Source organism: Phytobacter diazotrophicus (assembly GCF_052061655.1).
GTDB classification, from domain to species: domain Bacteria; phylum Pseudomonadota; class Gammaproteobacteria; order Enterobacterales; family Enterobacteriaceae; genus Phytobacter; species Phytobacter diazotrophicus.
On record NZ_CM125428.1, the window covers coordinates 1,892,071 to 1,913,726 of the forward strand.

The 21,656-nt window shown below is 44.2% G+C and carries 17 protein-coding genes; 16 read left to right on the forward strand and 1 reads right to left on the reverse strand.

The genetic code is table 11. The annotated features are described in order from the left end of the window. Positions 1–388: 388 nt before the first annotated feature. The 16 genes from rfbB (at position 389) to ugd (ending at position 20,497) form a co-directional block, all read left to right on the forward strand. Positions 389–1,477 (forward strand): dTDP-glucose 4,6-dehydratase, encoded by a 1,089-nt coding sequence (gene rfbB, locus ACS0RQ_RS09030; protein WP_334632426.1) that lies wholly within the window; start codon positions 389–391, stop codon positions 1,475–1,477. 18 nt (positions 1,478–1,495) lie between these two features. Continuing rightward, positions 1,496–2,365, forward strand: a complete 870-nt coding sequence (gene rfbA / locus ACS0RQ_RS09035) for a glucose-1-phosphate thymidylyltransferase RfbA (protein WP_271851032.1) — start codon at positions 1,496–1,498, stop codon at positions 2,363–2,365. Between the two features lie 27 nt (positions 2,366–2,392). Further along, entirely contained in the window at positions 2,393–3,283 is an 891-nt protein-coding gene (gene rfbD, locus ACS0RQ_RS09040) for a Rossmann-fold NAD(P)-binding domain-containing protein (protein WP_499079299.1), read from the forward strand. Positions 3,284–3,296: 13 nt separating this feature from the next. Further along, a complete protein-coding gene (gene rfbC, locus ACS0RQ_RS09045) occupies positions 3,297–3,845 on the forward strand; it encodes a dTDP-4-dehydrorhamnose 3,5-epimerase (RefSeq protein ID WP_271850988.1) in 549 nt (182 codons plus the stop codon). A gap of 104 nt (positions 3,846–3,949) precedes the next feature. Further along, positions 3,950–4,876 carry a glycosyltransferase family 2 protein gene (locus tag ACS0RQ_RS09050; protein ID WP_296430373.1) on the forward strand — a complete coding sequence of 309 codons (927 nt, stop codon included), beginning with the start codon at positions 3,950–3,952 and terminating at the stop codon, positions 4,874–4,876. Between the two features lie 58 nt (positions 4,877–4,934). Continuing rightward, entirely contained in the window at positions 4,935–5,753 is an 819-nt protein-coding gene (locus tag ACS0RQ_RS09055) for an ABC transporter permease (RefSeq protein ID WP_271850663.1), read from the forward strand. Next, a complete protein-coding gene (locus ACS0RQ_RS09060) occupies positions 5,743–7,188 on the forward strand; it encodes an ABC transporter ATP-binding protein (protein WP_271850662.1) in 1,446 nt (481 codons plus the stop codon). Before ACS0RQ_RS09055 ends, ACS0RQ_RS09060 begins: the two co-directional genes overlap by 11 nt. Before the next feature lie 66 nt (positions 7,189–7,254). Next, positions 7,255–11,502: a methyltransferase domain-containing protein gene (locus ACS0RQ_RS09065; protein ID WP_271850661.1), complete on the forward strand. Its 4,248-nt coding sequence runs from the start codon at positions 7,255–7,257 to the stop codon at positions 11,500–11,502. An 11-nt stretch (positions 11,503–11,513) separates the two neighbouring features. Further along, positions 11,514–12,848, forward strand: coding sequence for a glycosyltransferase family 4 protein (locus ACS0RQ_RS09070; RefSeq protein ID WP_271850659.1), 1,335 nt, complete (start codon positions 11,514–11,516; stop codon positions 12,846–12,848). Between the two features lie 75 nt (positions 12,849–12,923). Beyond that, positions 12,924–13,856: an NAD-dependent epimerase/dehydratase family protein gene (locus tag ACS0RQ_RS09075; protein WP_271850658.1), complete on the forward strand. Its 933-nt coding sequence runs from the start codon at positions 12,924–12,926 to the stop codon at positions 13,854–13,856. Between the two features lie 29 nt (positions 13,857–13,885). Further along, positions 13,886–15,235 (forward strand): glycosyltransferase, encoded by a 1,350-nt coding sequence (locus tag ACS0RQ_RS09080; RefSeq protein WP_271850657.1) that lies wholly within the window; start codon positions 13,886–13,888, stop codon positions 15,233–15,235. Positions 15,236–15,378: 143 nt separating this feature from the next. Further along, the gene (locus tag ACS0RQ_RS09085; RefSeq protein WP_023279773.1) at positions 15,379–16,347 is read left to right on the forward strand and encodes an IS5 family transposase; all 969 of its coding nucleotides are present in this window, start codon (positions 15,379–15,381) and stop codon (positions 16,345–16,347) included. 221 nt (positions 16,348–16,568) lie between these two features. Further along, complete coding sequence (locus ACS0RQ_RS09090) at positions 16,569–16,832, forward strand: hypothetical protein (RefSeq protein WP_271850656.1); 264 nt, start codon at positions 16,569–16,571, stop codon at positions 16,830–16,832. 6 nt (positions 16,833–16,838) lie between these two features. Further along, on the forward strand, positions 16,839–17,576 hold the full coding sequence (locus tag ACS0RQ_RS09095) for an acyltransferase family protein (protein WP_271850655.1): 738 nt from the start codon (positions 16,839–16,841) through the stop codon (positions 17,574–17,576). A gap of 148 nt (positions 17,577–17,724) precedes the next feature. Further along, on the forward strand, positions 17,725–19,131 hold the full coding sequence (gene gnd, locus ACS0RQ_RS09100; RefSeq protein WP_271850654.1) for an NADP-dependent phosphogluconate dehydrogenase: 1,407 nt from the start codon (positions 17,725–17,727) through the stop codon (positions 19,129–19,131). A 199-nt stretch (positions 19,132–19,330) separates the two neighbouring features. Beyond that, complete coding sequence (ugd, locus tag ACS0RQ_RS09105) at positions 19,331–20,497, forward strand: UDP-glucose 6-dehydrogenase (protein ID WP_041851944.1); 1,167 nt, start codon at positions 19,331–19,333, stop codon at positions 20,495–20,497. A gap of 35 nt (positions 20,498–20,532) precedes the next feature. Here the strand turns inward: ugd and ACS0RQ_RS09110 are convergent, their stop codons facing one another. Further along, entirely contained in the window at positions 20,533–21,537 is a 1,005-nt protein-coding gene (locus ACS0RQ_RS09110) for an NAD-dependent epimerase (RefSeq protein ID WP_271850653.1), read from the reverse strand. Positions 21,538–21,656: the final 119 nt, after the last annotated feature.

Here is a 21,656-nt window from a genome sequence, read left to right on the forward strand (position 1 = left end):
TAAGCATTTACTTGCACAAAGGGCAGATGAGAGTGGTTACCGAAGCTTTTAGCTTCGTCCAGTCTCACTGCTTTTTTTATACATATTCTATGAAATCAACGGATAATAAATCTCCATCTTGGTTAGATTTTACTTATCAGATTCAGATTTGCCTTGTTTCCATTGGCGTTTAAGCAGAAAATGGTTGTTTAACATTTTGTGCAGGTAGCGGCATTCATTGCGTTACCCGATACACTTTTATGTTTATGGAAATTGTTGGCGGTTATACACAGTACGCTGGTAGCTATTGAGCCAGGGGCGGTAGCGTGTCTAAACAAATGCGTCCCTATGTTCTAATCCTTGTATATCAACGCCATAGTTAAACTAGCAAAGTAAACGGAATATTCTCGTGAAAATATTGGTCACTGGTGGAGCAGGTTTTATCGGGTCTGCTGTCGTTCGTAATATCATTAATAATACTCAAGACTCTGTGGTTAATGTCGATAAATTAACCTACGCGGGCAACCTGGAATCTCTGACTGAGGTTGAAAACAGCGATCGGTATGCCTTCGAGCACGCCGATATCTGTGATGCCGAAGCGATGAAACGGATTTTTGCGGAACATCAACCGGATGCGGTTATGCACCTCGCCGCAGAAAGCCATGTTGACCGCTCTATTACCGGCCCCGCTGCGTTTATTGAGACGAACATTGTAGGAACCTACATTCTTCTTGAAGCTGCGCGCAAATACTGGGCGCAACTGGATGAAACACGAAAAGCCGCGTTCCGCTTCCATCATATCTCAACGGACGAAGTCTACGGCGATTTGCCGCACCCGGATGAGGTCCCCGCTGGCACCGCCTTGCCGCTCTTTACCGAGAAAACCCCTTATTCTCCCAGCAGCCCGTATTCCTCATCTAAAGCGTCCAGCGATCACTTAGTTCGCGCCTGGCGCCGTACTTACGGTTTGCCGACCCTGGTGACGAATTGCTCAAATAACTACGGTCCGTACCATTTCCCTGAAAAACTTATTCCACTGATCATTCTTAATGCCTTGGCTGGTAAGCCGTTGCCTGTTTATGGCAATGGTGAACAAATTCGCGATTGGTTATTTGTCGAAGATCATGCCCGTGCTTTATATAAAGTCGTGACAGAAGGCGTTGCTGGTGAGACTTACAATATCGGTGGTCACAATGAGCGTAAGAATATTGAAGTTGTGAACACCATCTGCACTATTCTGGACGAAATTATTACTGCTAAACCTAATAATATTGGTAGCTTTTCAGAATTAATTACTTATGTTACCGACCGTCCGGGGCACGACCTGCGTTACGCTATTGATGCGAGCAAAATTAAAGATGAACTGGGCTGGGTACCACAGGAAACTTTTGAATCTGGTATCCGCAAAACGGTCGAATGGTATTTGACTAACAAGGATTGGTGGCAGCGTGTGATGGATGGGTCATATGCTGGTGAACGCCTGGGGCTTGCAGAATAAAATTATAAGGACGGAATGATGAAAGGTATTGTATTAGCTGGCGGTTCCGGAACTCGCCTTTATCCAATTACTCAGGGTGTGTCAAAACAGTTGTTGCCGGTGTATGACAAGCCGATGATTTTTTACCCAATCTCTGTGCTGATGCTGGCAGGTATTCGTGACATTCTGATTATCACGACTCCGGAGGATATGGCATCGTTCCAGCGTTTATTAGGTGATGGCTCGCAGTTCGGTATCCGTCTTTCCTACCAAGTGCAGCCATCGCCGGACGGCCTGGCGCAGGCGTTTATTATTGGCGAAGAATTTATTAATAACGAACCATGTGCGCTGGTGCTGGGCGATAACATCTATTTTGGTCAAAGTTTCGGCAAGAAGCTGGAAAGCGCAGCAAACTTGACCTCTGGAGCGATGGTATTCGGTTATCAGGTGCAGGATCCGGAACGTTTTGGTGTCGTTGAGTTTGATGAAAATTCTACTGCGTTATCCATTGAGGAAAAACCGCTTAAACCAAAATCTAACTGGGCAGTGACCGGTCTCTATTTTTACGACAAAAATGTCGTCGAAATGGCAAAACAGGTGAAACCTTCAGCGCGCGGAGAGTTGGAGATTACTACACTGAACCAGATGTATCTGGATCGTGGTGAATTGCAGGTTGAATTGCTGGGGCGTGGGTTTGCCTGGCTTGATACCGGAACCCATGACAGCCTGGTTGAAGCATCGCAATTCATCCATACCATTGAGAAACGGCAGGGCATGAAAGTCGCTTGTCTTGAAGAAATTGCCTTCCGTAAAGGCTGGTTGAATAAAGAACAAGTTGCGGAACAGATTAAGAAACTGTCAAAGACGGATTATGGCCGTTATTTGCAATTGTTGATTAGCGAAAAATAGTCGCTGAGCTGCGCGGACGAGAAGATCATGAAGATTTTATTAATTGGAAAAAATGGCCAGGTTGGCTGGGAACTGCAGCGTTCTTTGTCGACATTGGGTGAACTTGTCGCAGTTGATTTTTTTGATACTGAGTTATGTGGCGATCTGACGAAACCGGAAGGTATCGCACAAACTATCCGCGCAGTGCAGCCTGATGTTGTGGTGAATGCGGCGGCTCATACCGCAGTTGATAAGGCTGAAAGTGAAAAAGAGCTGGCTCAGCAGCTTAATGCGTCAAGTGTTGAAGTCATCGCTAAAGAAACAGCGGTGTTGGGCGCGTTGTTGATACATTACTCCACTGATTATGTTTTTAATGGGCAAGGTGAGCACTATCGCTCCGAGGAGGAGCAACCTGAACCATTAAATGTTTATGGTGAGAGCAAACTGGCAGGTGAAATAGCGATTGCCACCCATAACTCCCGGCACCTTATTTTTCGCACGAGCTGGGTTTATGCGACTCGCGGTACCAACTTTGCCAAAACGATGCTGCGTCTGGCAAAAGAGAAAGAGCAACTCTCTATCATTAATGATCAGCACGGCGCACCAACAGGCGCTGAATTGTTAGCTGATTGTACAGCCATAGCTATCCGTGCTGCGATTCAGGATACTACTCTATATGGGACTTATCATCTTGTTGCCAGTGGTGAAACAACCTGGTACGAGTATGCCCAGCATGTTTTTGCATTAGCCCGCCAGAAAGGTGAGTCATTAATCATTAAAGATGTCAGTGGAGTGCCCACATCTTCTTACCCAACTCCTGCGAAACGTCCATTAAATTCGCGTCTGTCAAATGAGAAATTTCAACGGGCATTTAATGTCGTTTTGCCAGACTGGAAGGTTGGAGTAGAGCGTGTCGTAACTGAGATTTTACAAAAATAATCAGGCGTTAAAAATGAATATTGTAAAAACAGATATACCAGAAGTAATTATATTTGAGCCAAAAGTGTATGGTGATTCCCGTGGTTTTTTCCTCGAAAGCTATAACAAAAAAATATTTGATGAAGCTGTAGGTCGTAGTGTTGAATTTGTTCAGGACAACCATTCTGAATCCCAGCGTGGGGTATTAAGAGGCTTACATTATCAGCTTGATCCCTGTGCTCAAGGAAAACTTGTGCGTTGTGTCGCTGGTGAAGTTTTTGATGTTGCAGTAGATCTTCGCAAATCTTCTCCCACTTTTGGTAAGTGGACTGGTGTCATTTTAAGCGCTGAAAATAAGCGACAACTCTGGATCCCAGAAGGTTTTGCCCATGGTTTTGTAACCTTAAGTGAAAGAGCGCAATTTGTTTATAAAGCGACTAATTATTATGCGCCACAGACTGAATGTTCCATTATATGGAATGATCCTACGCTTAATATTGAATGGCCAGAAGTGAAAGACATTCAGTTGTCGCAGAAAGACTTAGCTGGTAAGTCATTTTCAGAAGCTTTGTATTATATTTAATAATTACAATTCATATAATATATAAAGTAAATTATTTAAATTTACCAATTAATACTTTGTCAGCCTTGATATTTGGACTTGATGTTTTTACGAGATAACGTTTAATGACATTTGCAAATGATGATGCTGCCATACTGATGGCTACCTACCAAGGTGAGCGATATATTAATGAGCAACTCATATCATTTGAAAAACAATCATATAAAAACTGGAAGTTGATTGTTTCTGATGATGGTTCGACTGATAATACGCTTTCTATTATTGATGAGTTTGCGACCAGAAATGTATCAAAAGTGACTGTTGTTGCTGGCCCCCAAAAAGGATTTGTCAGCAATTTTTTATCATTATTGCTAAGAGAAGATATTAAAGCTGACTATTATTCATTTTCTGACCAGGATGATATTTGGTATAAGGATAAACTTGAACGCGCTATTAAATGGCTAAAAAGTATCCCTTCTGATATTCCCGCATTGTATTGTTCGCGAACTCAACTTGTAGACGATACTGGTGAAAACTTAGGCCTTTCACCTCTTTTTACACGCCCACCTTCATTCCGCAATGCGCTGGTGCAGAATATTGGTGGCGGGAATACGATGGTAATCAATCAGGCGGCAAGAGAAATTATTAGTCGTGCAGGGGTTGCGGATGTCGTCAGCCATGACTGGTGGATGTACATTTTAATAGCAGGCGTCGGCGGTAAGATTTTTTACGATCCTGAACCAGGTTTAGGTTACAGGCAGCATGGGAAGAATCTTATCGGCTCGAACCTCGGGTTTCGGGCTCGCCTATGTAGATTTAAAAAAATCATGCAGGGTCAATATCGCACATGGAATGCCGCACATATCCGTGAACTCGAAAAATGTGTTTTCCTGTTATCAGAGGAAAATCAGAAAAGAATAGCCTGGTTTAAAGTTATTCATTCTGGGAATATATTTCTGCGTGTCTTTTATTTTTTACGGCTTGGCGTGTATCGGCAAAGCGCAATAGATACGTTTGCCATCTTTATTTCAGCATTGCTGAAAAAGATTTAATCGCTGAGTCGAAGAGATTTACTCATGGTTTTGGAGCTATTATTAATAGGGTGTTTTAATGCAATCTTTCCCAATAAGCCCGCTTGAAATGCTGGCAACTATTTGGCGTAATAGATATTTAATCAAGACGACTACGATACGCGAAATTCAGGGTCGTTATCGGGGTTCTTCAATCGGAATCATTTGGTCGTTGATTAATCCTTTATTTATGCTGGCAGTTTATACGTTTGTTTTTAGCCAGATATTTAATGCTCGATGGCATGGCGGCGGTACATCAAAAGGCGAGTTCGCATTGGTGCTATTTGCTGGTCTAATCGTGTTTAATTTGTTCTCTGAGTGCTTAAATAAAGCACCGCAACTTATACTATCAAACGTTAATTATGTCAAAAAAGTCGTATATCCACTTGAGATATTACCGGTAGTATCACTCGGTTCTGCGCTATTTCATACAATGATCAGCCTTGCAGTATGGTTAGTCGCTTATTTCGTTTTCTTTGATGTTCCGCACCTGACTGTATTGTATTTTCCGCTTATTCTTTTACCGTTAATGATAATTACACTTGGTCTAAGTTGGATTCTTGCCTCATTAGGGGTTTATTTACGAGATATTAATCAGTTTATTACCCTGTTTACGACTGCTTTAATGTTTTTAAGTCCTGTTTTCTATTCGGCTGAAATACTGCCACCTGAGTTTCGTCAGTTGATGTATTTTAATCCCTTAACAACAGTGATTGAACAGACGAGAAATGTTTTATATTGGGGGAAACAACCCGATTTTGACATTCTTGCCGTCTACTGGGTTGCTGCATTTATTATTGCCTGGATTGGTTTCGCCTGGTTCCAGAAAACGCGTAAGGGGTTTGCTGATGTGCTCTGATTTTGCTATTCAGGTAAAAAACCTGAGTAAATGCTATCAAATTTATGATCGTCCTTCTGATCGACTCAAGCAATCTATTTATACAGGATTGCGCCGACTTGTGGGACAAAATGCCAAACCCTTATTCCGGGAGTTTTGGGCCCTTCGCGATATTACTTTTGATATCGTCAAAGGTGAATCCGTTGGTATCATCGGGCAAAACGGTTCTGGTAAGTCTACGTTATTACAATTAATTTGCGGTACGCTGAACGCGACCTCTGGCACTGTAAAGACAAATGGTCGCGTTGCTGCGCTACTGGAACTTGGCTCTGGTTTTAATCCCGAATTTACTGGCCGTGAAAACGTCTATATGAATGGCGCGGTATTGGGTTTGTCAGAAGCAGAAATCAATGACCGATTTGATGAGATTCTGACATTTGCTGATATCGGCGAATTCATTGACCAGCCTACCAAGACATATTCAAGTGGTATGCTTGTGCGTTTAGCATTTGCGGTTCAGGTATGCATTGAACCGGATATCCTCATTGTCGATGAAGCGCTCGCTGTAGGTGATGCTTTATTTCAGAAGCGTTGCTTTGAGCGTATGGACAGGCTTCGCACGAATGGGACGACTTTGCTTTTTGTTTCGCACGACCAGGAGTCAGTGCGGACCATGACGAATAAAGCGATTTTCCTTGAGCACGGTGTCGTGAAATTTTCAGGCACCTCCGCAGATGCGTTGTTGGAATATCGTAAATCACTGCATGAGGTTGAATCAAAACGACTGAGTCAGGTGGCAGAACACCTCAAGGAAAAAGCACGGCAAGCACGGGTTGCTTCGCAAGAAAAAATTCAGCAGGCTGCGGAAGAAGAAAAGCTTGAGCCGAGCATTATACAAGACAATACAGCTGTTGCAGCTACCGCAGATGCAACCTCGCCCGTGTTTTCCGAGCGACTGAAAGCGTATTCGTTTGGCGATCTGGATGCAGAAGTTCTTGATGTATCTCTCTTTAATGCTGATGGCGAACCCGCTTCCAATTTTGACCCCCGAGATAAAGTTACAGTTATTGTGCGCTGTAAAACACATTCGGCGCTTAATCATCTGAATGTAGGTTTACGCATCCGCAATAAAGAAGGCGTGAAAATGTATTCCTGGGGAACTTTAAATCAGGATATGGCTATACTTAGCGGTGCTGCAGAGGCTGGGGATATTTTTTGGCAACGAGAATTTGCTCAGGGTAGCGAGTTCAGTGTTAAATTCGAATTTATCTGTGGCATGGGACCTAATCTCTATGAAATCCAGGTATCTATCACGGAAGAGGGTAAGCCTTATTATGCAGAACAAAGGATGATTCATTGGATTGACGAAGCGGCCTTCTTTACTGTCAATACGCAGCCTCAGTCATACCATTTTGGTGGTGTGGCGGATCTGCGTATGGTGAGCGGCTTGCTGTAACCAATAATCAAATATTTACAATAAGCTCTTTGATAAAACCAAAACCTGGAAATACAGGCTAACTAAATGAAGAATATTGAAAACGCTGACGTTATTGTACGCGAAATTTTGAACTCATGTGGTGGACAGAAGTTTCTTCATATTGGCGCAGGGAATGGCCAATTAGTACAGGAGCTGCTTTCCTCTGGGATGGATGCATATGGTATTGATGATTCGAGCGAAGCGGTAGCGTATGGCAATAGTTTCATGCCAGAACGTTTTACTCTTGGCGTTGCGTCGAAATTGCCTTATGCAGATCAGGCATTTGATACAACTATCGCGCTTTATAGTCTTGAATACATCAGCGCAGATGAGCTGATTCAGGCCGTTCGTGAAATTAAGCGCGTTACAAAACGTTCGGTTTATCTTCGCGTCACCACAGGCAATCAACAGGAAAATGATCCTCGCGCTACCGTGATTGGGCGTAATGAATGGGAGCGTATTTTCTTTGCCGAGGGACTTCGTAAGCATCCTTCTTACTATCTGATCAATGATTATGAAGCATTAGGACGCGAAAGCGGAGAAGCAATTATCCTGCTGGAATGTATTCCAGAGACGGCTCTTGAGCGCTATCCGCTGGAAGCGTTAAAAGAAGAGCGCGACTTGCATATGGATATGACGCGCGAAGCTGGTGAACGCTCAGATGCTCATATCGCACGTTATCAGTGGGCTGCAACCTTCGTGCGTCCGGGTGATACCGTCCTTGATGCCGCATGTGGGCTGGGTTATGGCAGTTATCTATTGCAGTGTGGGACTATGGCTGGAAAAACCATCGGCATCGATGGCAGCAACTATGCAATAGATTATGCCAACCTTAATTTCGTGCCTAATGTCAGCAATCTCAGCTTTTCAGCGGGGATGCTTCCAGAAGCGCTTTATGATTTTGCCGATCACTCAGTCGATGTTGTGGTCTCGTTTGAAACGCTTGAACATATCTCAGACCCTGAAACCGTGCTCAAAGAGTTCCAGCGTATTCTGACGCCCGGTGGACGTATCATTGTTAGCGTGCCAAATGACTGGAGTGACGAAACCGGTGAAGATCCGAATCCATTCCACTTGCATGTGTATACGTTAGATAAATTGCGCGATCAGATAAAAGCGCAATTCCAGTTGGAAAATATCACTGTTCAGTCCGCTACACATTATAAAGAAAAAGCGGGAAGTAAGAATTGGGTTGCCGCGAAACGCGAGCTTTATAGTATTCCGACAGATGCCGATGAATCCACTGCACCTGCATCAGAATGGTGGCTGGCTGTTGGGATGAAATCGCCACTCAATGGTGAAGAGGTCGTTTATCACGACAAGCAGCATAAAACGTTTACTGATCCTGACTGGAATGTTACAGCTTTCTCGCGTGATTATAAAAACCCCTGGTTGATCCGTGCCATGGTTGATATCGGCTGGAGGCAAAGAAATAATGATGCACTCAAAGAACTTGCCGAAGTTGTCTATGACAACAATCATGACAACAGCGCTGATACTGGTGCAGCCCTTTGCGTCAGGGCATACCAATTATTAAATGGCGTTACCCCCTCGTCTATTGATGAACTCAGACAAATTTCTGAGCGCATTGATGAATACGTGCTTCTTAAACCGGTAACTCCACACGCGATCCGCTGGATGATTTCGCTTCACTTCGTGATGGCAAGATTGTGGTTAAAAGCCGGTCTGCATTCCCATGCGCGCACATCATTTGAGAAATGTGTCGCAATTGATCCGCTGGCATTTAGCCCCTTGTTAGCAAACAGGGTTGTTGAAGCTCATTTGTACCTTGGCGTCATTAAACTTAATTCTAACGATGAATCAGGTGCGCGCGAAGAATGGGCGGCAGGTATTGAACTTGCATATCGAGCACTGAATGCTGACTGGAATCAGAGTCTGGGTGATTTACGGGACCCGGTAGAGTTTGGTTTACCGGAGTTATCGTCGATTCTCGATTATGCAAGTAATTGCGCTTATGCCCTGGTTAATCTGGATAGTTTTAAAGATAAACCGTGGTGGTGGTTGCAGTTGCGCCGAAGCCCGCATGCTCAGGCGGCATCAGTGAGAGCGCTTAACGTCGCGCTTAGAGCGCAGATTGCTTCCTTGAATAAATATGCTGCATTACTGGAAGGTAATAATAAATCTGTAACATCTTTGCAGGAAGAAAATAGTCAGCTTCTGAATTCCCTTGAGGGAAATAACAAATCTCTGGAAGTTTTACAGCAGGAGAATCAGCGGTTATTGAATTCCCTTGAGGGGAATAACCAGGCACTGGTTTCCCTCCAGAGTGAAAATATCCGTTTACTCCGCTCACTGGAAGATAATAGTGCTGCTGTATCAGAACTGCAGGCTAAGAACGCCAGGCTTAACGAAACGCTTGAAGATAAAAATTTAGCCCACACGGTTTTGGAAAACGAGAATAAAATTCTTGCTAGCTCTCTTGAAGAGAATAGTCAGGCGCTGGATGCCCTCAAAGGTGAAAACAATTACTTATTGACATCGCTGGATGAGAATAGCCGGGCACTTGATGCATTGCGTGAAGAAAATAAAAAACTGATCGCTTCTCTTGATGAAAATAGCCAGGAATTGGCTGCTTTGCAGGATAGAAATTCCCAGCTTTGGAATTTCCTTGCCATTATTTCTGGGTGTGAGGTAACGGATTACCCTGCGATGGATAAGAAAATCGAGATTATCAAATCACTGTACCAACTTTTTAACAGTGCTCATTTAACCGAACAAGCTGAAACTGCTGCCGATCTCAATTGTCTGTTGACACAAAATAACGTACTGATGCGCGAGCGTATTCTTGAATTCAGTAAAATGCCTGCTGAAAATGAAGAGCTTAAGAAAGCTATTTCTGTGAAAGATACGACGATTCTGGCGCAAAACGCACTGATTACTAAGCAACAAGAAACAATAGCAGGGCTTGAGCACACAATACAACTTAAGGATCAAGCCATAGCGGAACAGTCAGCTAATATCAGTCAGCTAAATGCGATCATGCATACCCGTATTATGCGCCTGCGCAATGTAATGCTTTACCAGCCCTGGGGAACGCGTAAGGTTATGCATATGACTTACCTTGCTACATCCTTAATGACCCCGCTGGTATTGCGCCGCAAGGTATCTCCGCTAACGGGATGGCTGCGAAACCGTTTCTCACGTAGGCCTCAGCCGGTGGTGGCACCTGTTGAAGCCGCTGACGAGGGTAGTGCAACTCCGGTTATTGAAAGCACTGGCTATCTGGTCAAAATGCCTGTGACGAAGCCTGGAGCTCCGAAGATTGCCCATGTGATTGCCAACTTTATGACGGGTGGTTCCTCGCGGTTGGTTGTCGACCTTGTCGAATATTTGGGAAGTGATTATGAGCAATTTGTTCTGACCAGCTATGCGCCAAACCCGCCAGCTTACGTCGGATTGCAGATTGACGAGCAGCGTGATTGCAACGATATTACTCCGTTTATTAACTACTTTAAATGGAAGCAACCTGATTTCGTTCACGTCCATTATTGGGGCGATGTCGATGAACCCTGGTATGCGCAGGCTATTGAAGCGGCTCGAGTGCTCAATATCCCGGTCATTGAGAACATTAATACTCCTATTGCACCTCATTTTTCTGAAGCGGTTAAACGTTATGTGTATGTAAGTGATTATGTACGCCATGTATTTGGGCGCCCGGATGATTCTCATGTGACGGTCTATCCTGGTTCTGATTTCTCACATTTCATGCGCAATGATGATGATCCTGTTCCAGCAGACTGTGTTGGAATGGTGTATCGCCTTGAGCGCGATAAATTGAATGAAGATGCGATTAAACCTTTTATTGCGATCGCACTAAAACGGCCGCAGACGAAAATACTTATTGTCGGTGGCGGCAGTTTGTTGGCGCCGTTCCAGGAAGCAGTAAAAGAAGCGGGCGTGGAAGCACAATTTGAGTTCACTGGCTATGTCGAGTACGACACTTTGCCTGATTACTATCGCCGTATGTCGCTCTTTATTGCTCCTGTGTGGAAAGAGAGTTTTGGACAAGTCAGTCCTTTTGCAATGAATATGCGCGTACCCGTCATTGGCTATGATGTTGGTGCAATAAGTGAAATAGTAAATTCTAAAGCAATGCTGGCCCCGGCGGGTGATGCTGAGAAATTAGCTGATATAGCCATTGAGTTACTTAATAATGATGAGCTGCGTTCGAAGTTAGGTCGTGAACATCAAGAACGAGCGACAGGTCATTTCTCCGTGCAGGCGATGATTAGCGCTTATGCTGGTTTGTATGCTGAGTTAACGGAAAAATAATACGGCGCAATATGAAAATTGTATTTTTTGTACATTGTTTTTTCCCCGACCATTTCTATGGTACTGAAACCTATACGCTAGGTTTAGCGAAACATTATCGTGATCGGGGTCATGATGTGGCTGTTGTTTCTGCCGTGTTTCAGGGTGAACCTAAACAACCTGAGTTAATTAATCGCTATACATGGGATGACATTCCGGTAATAGCAATTGATAAAAATGCTATCCCGCATTCACGTATTAAGGAAACATACTACCAGCCAGAAATGCAGGATGTACTGACTGAAGTTTTGCAAGAACTTAAGCCAGATGTCGTTCATATCACGCATTTAATCAACCATACGGCCGTGTTGCTGGAAGTTACAGGCAAATTACAAATTCCGACATATACAACATTTACTGATTTCTTTGGCTTTTGTTTCAATAACAAGCTGGAGGCGGCAAATGGAGATTTATGCGCCGGGCCATCTGCCTCACGTGCTAACTGTGTTGCATGCTACCTTAAAGAATCCGCACAAAATGGCTATGCCAGTGGGTGGATGAAAAAAGCGGCAATGCCAACTGCTGCGACTATTATCGCAAAAGGGCTTGTAGGTACTCACAAAGCGGGTCTGTTGAAAAATGGTTATTTGCAGGGGCTGGCTGAAGATCTTATCCGCCGCCCGGAAACATTGTCCTACTTGTACAATACCTACTATAAGGGCGCTGTTGCCCCGACAGCTTTTCTGAAAAAAGCATACGAAAGTAATGGGATTTCGGTTCCTATGACTAAAATCTGGTTTGGCATTGACATTGACCGTTTGCCGAAGCCAGAGCGTAGCAGTGAGCATATTCCAGTTATCGGTTATATCGGACAAATTGCACCTCACAAAGGTACCGATTTACTTATTGAGGCGTTTAAACAACTTCCTAAAGGAAGTGCTGAACTTAAAATATATGGCCCAACGAATCAGTCTTTGAGCTATATGGAAGAGTTACGAAAAATAAGTGAGGGTGTTGACGGCATCACTTTCATGGGTACTTTCGAACAATCGCGCACCGCAGAAATATTTCGTGATATTGATCTGTTTGTTATCCCTTCACGCTGGTATGAAAACAGTCCGCTGGTGCTTTTAAATTCATTGGCGACACATACTCCCGTTGTTGTTTCTGATGTTGAAGGTATGACCGAGTTTCTAACCGAAGGGGAAAATGGTTTCAGCTTTAAACGTGGTGATTCAGATGATCTGGCGAAAAAACTATCTTATATCATTCAGACCCCTGGGCTCTTAAGAAAGTTGTCTATGACGACAGAATATCTGCGTACAACAAAGGTTATGGCGGAAGAAACATTTAGCCTTTATCAGTAAACTAATTTTAAGCACCGGATAATTCATTATCCGGTGATGTTTGATTAGACAAAATTATTGCGACTCGGAGGGAAAATGAAACTTGTGGTTTTTGGCGGTGGTGGCTTCATTGGTTCAGCAATTTGTGAGCGTTTATTAGCAGATGGCCATCAATTAAGAATTTTTGAGCGCCCACGGGTTCCACCTTATCGTCATTTTGCGGAAAATGAGCACGTTGAGTGGACCACTGGTGATTTTAGTAGTACGCATGATTTACGTGATGCTATAGAAGGCATGGATGGTGTTGTGCATCTTGTTTCCACGACATTGCCCAAAAGTTCTAATGAAGATCCTGTTTATGATGTTGAAACAAATATCGTACCAAGTTTGCATTTGCTTAATGCTATGGTTGAGCACAAAGTGAAACGGATAGTCTTCATTTCATCTGGCGGAACGGTTTATGGTAACCCGCAATATATTCCTATTGATGAAAAGCATCCGACAGAACCCGTCGTTTCATATGGCATTACGAAACTGGCAATTGAAAAATATTTACATATGTTTAGTAAATTGCACGGTATCAAAGCTGTAACACTGCGCGTGGCAAATCCCTATGGAGAACGGCAACGCGTTGAAACAGCACAGGGCGCGATTGGTATTTTTATGCATAATATCTTAAAAGACAAACCAATCGAAATTTGGGGTGATGGTAGTGTCCAGCGCGATTATATTCATGTGAGCGATGTAGCTGATGCCTTTGCCAAAGCCATTACTTATGATGGTGATAAGGAATGTTTCAATATAAGCTCAGGTAAAGGTATTAGCCTGAATGAGTTGGTCGAAATGATGAAAAGTATTATCGAACAACCTGTTCAGGTTAATTATAAACCTGGTCGCTCGTTTGATATTGATATTAGTGTGCTGTGTAACAAACTTGCCCGAAATGAATTGAACTGGCAACCTCAAGTGACAATGCAAGAAGGCCTGAAGCGTACTGCTGCATGGATGAAAGAGACGTTGCAAAAATAAATTGCATGTCAGTGATTGAGTGAAACTCTATGCGAATACTGCTTACAGTCCATCAGTTCTTCCCTGATTTTAAAGCTGGAACTGAGGTTTTGACACTTTCAGTGGCGAAAGAGCTTATCAGACGTGGCCATGAAGTTTGTATCTTCACTGGTTATCCGAGTGATAATAAGCTTAGTGATGATGAAAGATTTGACGAATATATATATGATGAAATTACTATATATCGTTTCCATCATTCGTATGTGCCAATGCTCGCACAGACCTCACTAATTGAAATTGGTTATAATAATCAACTTTCAAGAAACTATTTCTCGCAAGTATTGAAGATATTTAAACCAGATTTGGTTCATCATTTTCATTTAAATCGATTAGGTATTGGTATTATCAACCTTCTTGCTGATCATGGCATCCCTCAATATTTTACGCCTACTGATTTTTGGATGATATGTCCAACTGCACAACTGATATTGAAAGATGGTCAGTTTTGCTCGGGTCCAGATAAGCTATCAGGTAATTGCATTAAGCATTTTGCGCAAAATTCCGTAAACGGTTTTAATTCAAAGCTTATTAGCTTTATTCCGGATTTACTTATCGGTGAAATTGCGAGAATCACTAAAGGCTCGAAGTTAATTGATTTTCCAATGCATAATGAAGTTGTTGCCATGTCATCTCGGCTGGAGAATGCTATTTCGGCTCTAAATAGATTGCAGGGTATAGTAGCTCCTAACCGTTTTATGGTTGACCTTTTCCTACGCTATGGTGTTAATAGTCATCTTATACATGAGATTAATTTTGGCATTGATATCGATAGAGAAAACGTAAATTTACCGCTTAAAAATTTAGAAGCTGGTAAGTGTATTCGTTTAGGTTTTATTGGTACCCTCGCTCCACATAAAGGGTGTCATATTGCTATTGATGCCGTTAAATCTCTTCCTGATGGATTTGCTTCATTAACGATCTACGGAAGCGGTGCTGATTTTCCAGAATATGTGAAAAGTCTGGAGGAATCGGTTATACCAAACGACAATATAAAATTCTGTGGGACATTTCCTAACAAAAATATCTTTACTATTTTTGAAACTATAGATGTCTTAATTGTACCTTCTGTTTGGTTTGAGAATACACCTCTTGTTATTTATTCTGCGCAGGCATCAAATTGTCCTGTAATAGGTTCGGATTTGCCTGGGATATCTGCAGTGATTAAGCATGGTATTAATGGGTTGCTTTTTAAAGCTGGGGATAGCGATGATTTATCTAAGAAAATAAAAGAAATGAAAGTTATAGATGTAACGGCTATGAGTGCTTGCGCTATACCGCCTAAAACATCTGTGCAATATGTTGATGATCTTAATGAAGTATGGCGAGTGGTTGCAGGATGACGACTACTTTTTGAATCCATCTTAAATTTTAGAAACAAAGAATGTTTACTATGCAAAACACAAAAAATTAGACGTCATTGACGTCGATAAGATTTTTTGCAGCGGCTATGAGGCTTTGTTGAATAAATCGAACTTTTGCTGAGTTGAAGGATCAGATCACGCATCTTCCCGACAACGCAGACCGTTCCGTGGCAAAGCAAAAGTTCAAAATCACCAACTGGCCCACCTACAATAAAGCCCTCATCAACCGTGGCTCCATAACTTTCTGGCTGGATGATGAAGCTATTCAGGCCTGGTATGAGTCAGCAACACCTTCTTCACGAGGCAGACCTCAGCGCTATTCTGACCTTGCCATCACGACTGTGCTGGTCATTAAACGCGTGTTCAGGTTGACCCTGCGGGCTGCACAGGGTTTTATTGATTCCATTTTTACACTGATGAATGTTCCGTTGCGCTGCCCGGATTACACCAGTGTCAGCAAGCGCGCAAAGTCGGTTAATGTCAGTTTCAAAACGTTCACCCGGGGTGAAATCGCGCATCTGGTGATTGATTCCACCGGGCTGAAGGTCTTTGGTGAAGGCGAATGGAAAGTCAAAAAACACGGCAAAGAACGCCGTCGTATATGGCGAAAGTTGCATCTAGCCGTTGACAGCAACACACATGAAATCATCTGTGCAGACCTGTCGCTGAACAATGTGACGGACTCAGAAGCCTTCCCGGGTCTTATCCGGCAGACTCACAGAAAAATCAGGGCAGCATCGGCAGACGGCGCTTACGACACCCGGCTCTGTCACGATGAACTGCGGCGTAAGAAAATCAGCGCGCTTATCCCTCCCCGAAAAGGTGCGGGTTACTGGCCCGGTGAATATGCAGACCGTAACCGTGCAGTGGCTAATCAGCGAATGACCGGGAGTAATGCGCGGTGGAAATGGACAACAGATTACAACCGTCGCTCGATAGCGGAAACGGCAATGTACCGGGTAAAACAGCTGTTCGGGGGGTCACTGACGCTGCGTGACTACGATGGTCAGGTTGCGGAGGCTATGGCCCTGGTACGAGCGCTGAACAAAATGACGAAAGCAGGTATGCCTGAAAGCGTGCGTATTGCCTGAAAACACAACCCGCTACGGGGGAGACTTACCCGAAATCTGATTTATTCAACAAAGCCCGGCTATGATTGTTTTAGGCCTGGACATGGCCTATTTGGTTCCATGAGGCTTGCAACGACTTACTCATCGGCTCAGGGGGTTTCTTTCTTTTTTATCCTGTCAGGCTTTATTCTTACATATAACTATCCAAAACTTACTTCATTTGCTGATGTAAAAAAGTTTCTATGTCGCAAGGTTTGCAAGGGTTTCCTTCTCATATCGCTGCGATGTTGATCCTGGTGGTATTTACAGGTGGTATAAACCAAGGGTGGCTTCAGGGTGGGGCGATTGTTTTTACCGGATTGATGCATGCGTTATTGTTGCAGTCTCTGGTTCAATTAAAAGATGTGTTTCTAATCTTTAATGGCGTTTCCTGGAGTATCTCTACTGAGATGTTCTTTTATTTATTATTCCCTTTACTCATTACCAGCATTATTCCTGGTAAATAGATAAAATTGCTTATCGTTTCATTGCTGGTAATTTTCCATCTTTGCTTTGGTGTTTTATGGGATGTTTCACCAGATGAAGGTGGAAGTCAATTTAGCCTTATGGGGTTATTGTATATAAATCCTTGGGTAAGGATTTTCGAATTTTACATTGGCGTTCTGGTTTGTAAAATTTATATGAAAACATGTAATACAAATGCTGTTGCAAAGATATCAAATTCTTTCTTTTCTTTTGCAGAATTGACGGTAGTTGTATTTGCGTTATTCACTATGTGGCTTTCCCCACGTTTCGTCGGTTTATTGGGTTTAGGCAATCAAGCGGGAACTGTTTTAAGTTATTATTTATCAAAAAGTGGCTCTGTGTTTTCTTTTGCATTCGTAATTCTTATTTTTGCGTATGGGAAAGGCCTCCTGCACAAGTTTTTATCTCAAAAGTTATTTATTCTGCTTGGGGAAATAAGTTTTGCTCTTTATCTTGTCCATATGAGTGTTCTCGTATGGTTTCAGAAAAATTTAACTGTTTTTTCCGGATATTCGACAACGAAACAAGCAGTTATTTTTTGGGGCATCTCACTTTTAACTGCGTGGTTTTTACATCGACTGATAGAATTGCCTTGCAGAAAATTAATCGTCGATTGGTACAAAACTCGTACTTTCTCTTACTCGGTTTTTAGTAACTCTTTGTTCTTTAATGCTTTGTTTGTAATTGTGCTTTTTTCTTTTATGAAGGTTTTGGCACCACTCTAACTTTTGGTGTATTTCACTCTTAGGTAGGGTGAAATGTGTTGATGTTAGCCTTAGCTGGCTTGAACTGGCTTTTGTGAGTTAACATTCCTGATACTTAAGCCCGAAAGCACGCGATCTTTCGGGTGTTCACACCTGACAGGAGTAAGTAATGTCTAAGCAACAAATCGGCGTTGTTGGTATGGCCGTGATGGGGCGCAATCTGGCGCTTAACATCGAAAGCCGTGGCTATACCGTTTCCGTTTTCAACCGCTCCCGCGATAAGACCGAAGAAGTAATTGCCGAGAATCCGGGCAAGAAACTGGTTCCGTATTACACCGTGAAAGAGTTTGTTGAATCCTTAGAAACTCCCCGTCGCATCCTGTTGATGGTGAAAGCGGGTGCTGGCACAGATGCCGCTATTGACTCCCTGAAACCTTATCTGGAAAAAGGCGACATCATCATTGATGGCGGTAATACCTTCTTCCATGACACCATTCGTCGTAACCGCGAACTCTCTGCTGAGGGCTTTAACTTTATTGGTACCGGTGTTTCAGGCGGTGAAGAAGGCGCGCTAAAAGGCCCATCCATCATGCCTGGCGGTCAGAAAGATGCTTACGAACTGGTCGCACCGATCCTGACCAAAATTGCAGCCGTTGCCGAAGATGGTGAGCCATGTGTGACCTATATCGGTGCTGATGGTGCGGGCCATTACGTTAAAATGGTTCACAATGGTATCGAATATGGCGACATGCAATTGATTGCAGAAGCTTATTCATTACTGAAAGGCGGCCTGAATCTGTCTAACGAAGAGCTGGCTACCACTTTCAGCGAGTGGAATAAAGGTGAGCTGAGCAGCTACCTTATCGACATTACCAAGGACATCTTCACCAAGAAAGATGAAGACGGTAACTATCTGGTCGATGTGATCCTGGACGAGGCGGCCAACAAAGGTACCGGTAAATGGACCAGCCAGAGTTCCCTGGATCTCGGCGAACCGCTTTCCCTGATCACTGAATCCGTATTTGCACGTTATATCTCTTCGCTGAAAGAGCAGCGCGTTGCTGCGTCTAAAGTTCTGAGCGGCCCACAGGCACAGCCTGCTGGTGACAAAGTTCAGTTTATCGAGAAAGTCCGTCGCGCACTGTACCTCGGTAAAATCGTCTCTTATGCACAGGGCTTCTCTCAGTTGCGTGCCGCGTCTGATGAATACAATTGGGATTTAAACTACGGCGAAATCGCGAAAATTTTCCGCGCAGGCTGCATCATCCGTGCCCAGTTCCTGCAGAAAATTACCGATGCATATGCAGAAACGCCGGCAATCGCTAACCTGCTGTTGGCACCGTACTTTAAGAAAATTGCTGATGAGTATCAGCAGGCACTGCGCGATGTTGTAGCTTATGCTGTGCAAAATGGTATTCCGGTTCCGACCTTTGCCGCTGCGGTTGCCTATTACGATAGCTACCGTGCTGCGGTACTGCCAGCCAACCTGATTCAGGCTCAACGTGATTATTTTGGCGCGCATACTTATAAACGTACTGATAAAGAGGGCGTGTTCCACACCGAGTGGTTGGATTAATCTGAAATAGCCAACAGCAAAATGTAGGCCCGGAGCGCTCCTCCGGGCTTTTTTATTTTCTAAAGGCGGGTTTCAGTCAGGTCTGATAGGCGCCGTTGTAGAAAACCACGATATACTGACGATAAGCTGACTCGATACGCCATTTATGCAGGCGACGTGTTCACCCTCAAATGTTTAACCGGAAGAAGTTGCAGAGCGAATGAAAATAACAATCTCAGGAACAGGCTACGTTGGCTTATCGAACGGTATTCTGATTGCGCAGCATCATGAAGTGGTCGCACTGGATATCGTGCAGGCTAAAGTCGATATGCTGAATCAGAAAAAATCGCCGATCGTTGATAAAGAAATTGAAGAGTATCTGGCGACAAAAGAGCTGAATTTTCGCGCCACCACGGATAAGCAAGATGCCTATCGGGGCGCCGATTATGTCATCATTGCCACCCCGACTGATTACGACCCGAAAACCAACTACTTCAATACCTCCAGTGTTGAGTCGGTCATCCGCGATGTGCACGAAATCAACCCCGATGCGGTGATGATTATCAAGTCTACCATCCCGGTGGGGTTCACTCAGTCCATCAAAGATGAGCTCGGTATCGACAATGTCATCTTCTCGCCGGAGTTCTTGCGCGAAGGTAAGGCGCTTTACGACAACCTGCACCCGTCACGTATTGTCATTGGCGAACGTTCCGCACGCGCAGAGCGGTTTGCGGGCCTGCTGCAGGAAGGGGCTATCAAGAAAGATATCCCAACGCTGTTCACCGATTCCACCGAAGCCGAAGCCATCAAGCTGTTCGCCAATACCTATCTGGCAATGCGCGTGGCCTATTTCAACGAGCTGGACAGCTATGCCGAAGCGCTGGGGCTGAATACGCGCCAGATCATTGAAGGGGTTTGCCTTGACCCGCGTATTGGCAATCACTACAACAACCCGTCATTTGGCTATGGCGGTTACTGTCTGCCAAAAGATACCAAGCAATTGCTGGCGAACTACCAGTCGGTGCCGAATAACATTATTGCGGCTATCGTGGATGCGAACCGCACGCGCAAAGACTTCATTGCTGACTCCATTCTTTCCCGTAAACCGAAGGTGGTGGGTGTCTACCGTCTTATTATGAAGAGCGGTTCGGATAACTTCCGCGCATCCTCTATTCAGGGGATTATGAAGCGTATCAAGGCGAAGGGTGTACAGGTCATCATTTATGAACCAGTAATGCAGGAAGACGAGTTCTTCCACTCTCGCGTTGTCCGCGACCTGGAAGCTTTCAAGAAAGAATCGGATGTGATTATTTCAAACCGTATGGCGCCGGAGCTGGCGGATGTTGAAGCCAAAGTTTATACCCGCGATCTGTTCGGTAACGACTAAGCACAGAAATGAAAACGGCCCGTCAGGGCCGTTTTTTACGCCTTGTAATACGACTTGTACCACTCGACAAATTTCTTCACGCCTTCTTTAACCGATGTCTGCGGTTTAAAACCGATGGTGTCATACAACGGCTGTGTATCGGCACTGGTTTCCAGCACATCTCCCGCCTGAATCGGCATCATATTCTTCTGCGCTTCAATACCCAGCGCCTCTTCCAGCGCTGTGATGTAATCCATCAACTCGACCGGCGAGCTATTGCCGATGTTGTAGATATGATAAGGCGCTGAACTCGTGGCCGGGGAGCCACTTTCAACGGTCCAGTTCGGGTCAGCCTGCGGAATCACATCCTGCATGCGGATAATGGCTTCAACAATATCATCCACATAGGTAAAGTCGCGTTTCATCTTGCCGTAGTTATAGACATCAATGCTTTTGCCTTCGAGCATGGCTTTCGTGAATTTAAACAACGCCATGTCCGGGCGTCCCCACGGGCCATAAACCGTAAAGAAGCGCAGTCCCGTGGTCGGCAAACCATAAAGATGTGAATAGGTATGCGACATCAGCTCATTGGCTTTTTTGGTTGCGGCGTAAAGCGATACCGGGTGATCAACCGAATCTTCTGTAGAGAAAGGCATCTTGCGGTTCAGGCCGTAAACAGAACTGGAGGAGGCATACAGCAAATGCTGAACCTTATTGTGGCGGCAGCCTTCCAGCACGTTCAGATGACCAATCAGGTTAGCTTCGGCGTAAACATGTGGGTTTTCCAGTGAATAACGTACGCCCGCCTGAGCGGCAAGATGGATAACGCGGTCGAACTTCTCTTCGGCAAATAACTGTGCCATCCCTTCACGGTCTGCCAGGTCCAGTTTCACAAAGCGAAAGTTTTCGTTTGCCAGTAAGTTCAGGCGTGCTTCTTTCAGGCTGACTTCATAATAATCATTAAGGTTATCTATCCCTGTGACCTGATGGCCCGCCTGTAACAGACGTTCGCTGACGTGAAAGCCGATAAAGCCGGCTGCGCCGGTGACCAAAAATTTCATCTTCAACCTCAATGTCTGGTGATGCAAAACATGCAGCGCGGCAGGAGCGGCGCTGAACCATGAGGCGGATCATACCTGTTGAGAAGCAGAATGATAACTGTTAATTCAGTGGGGAAGAG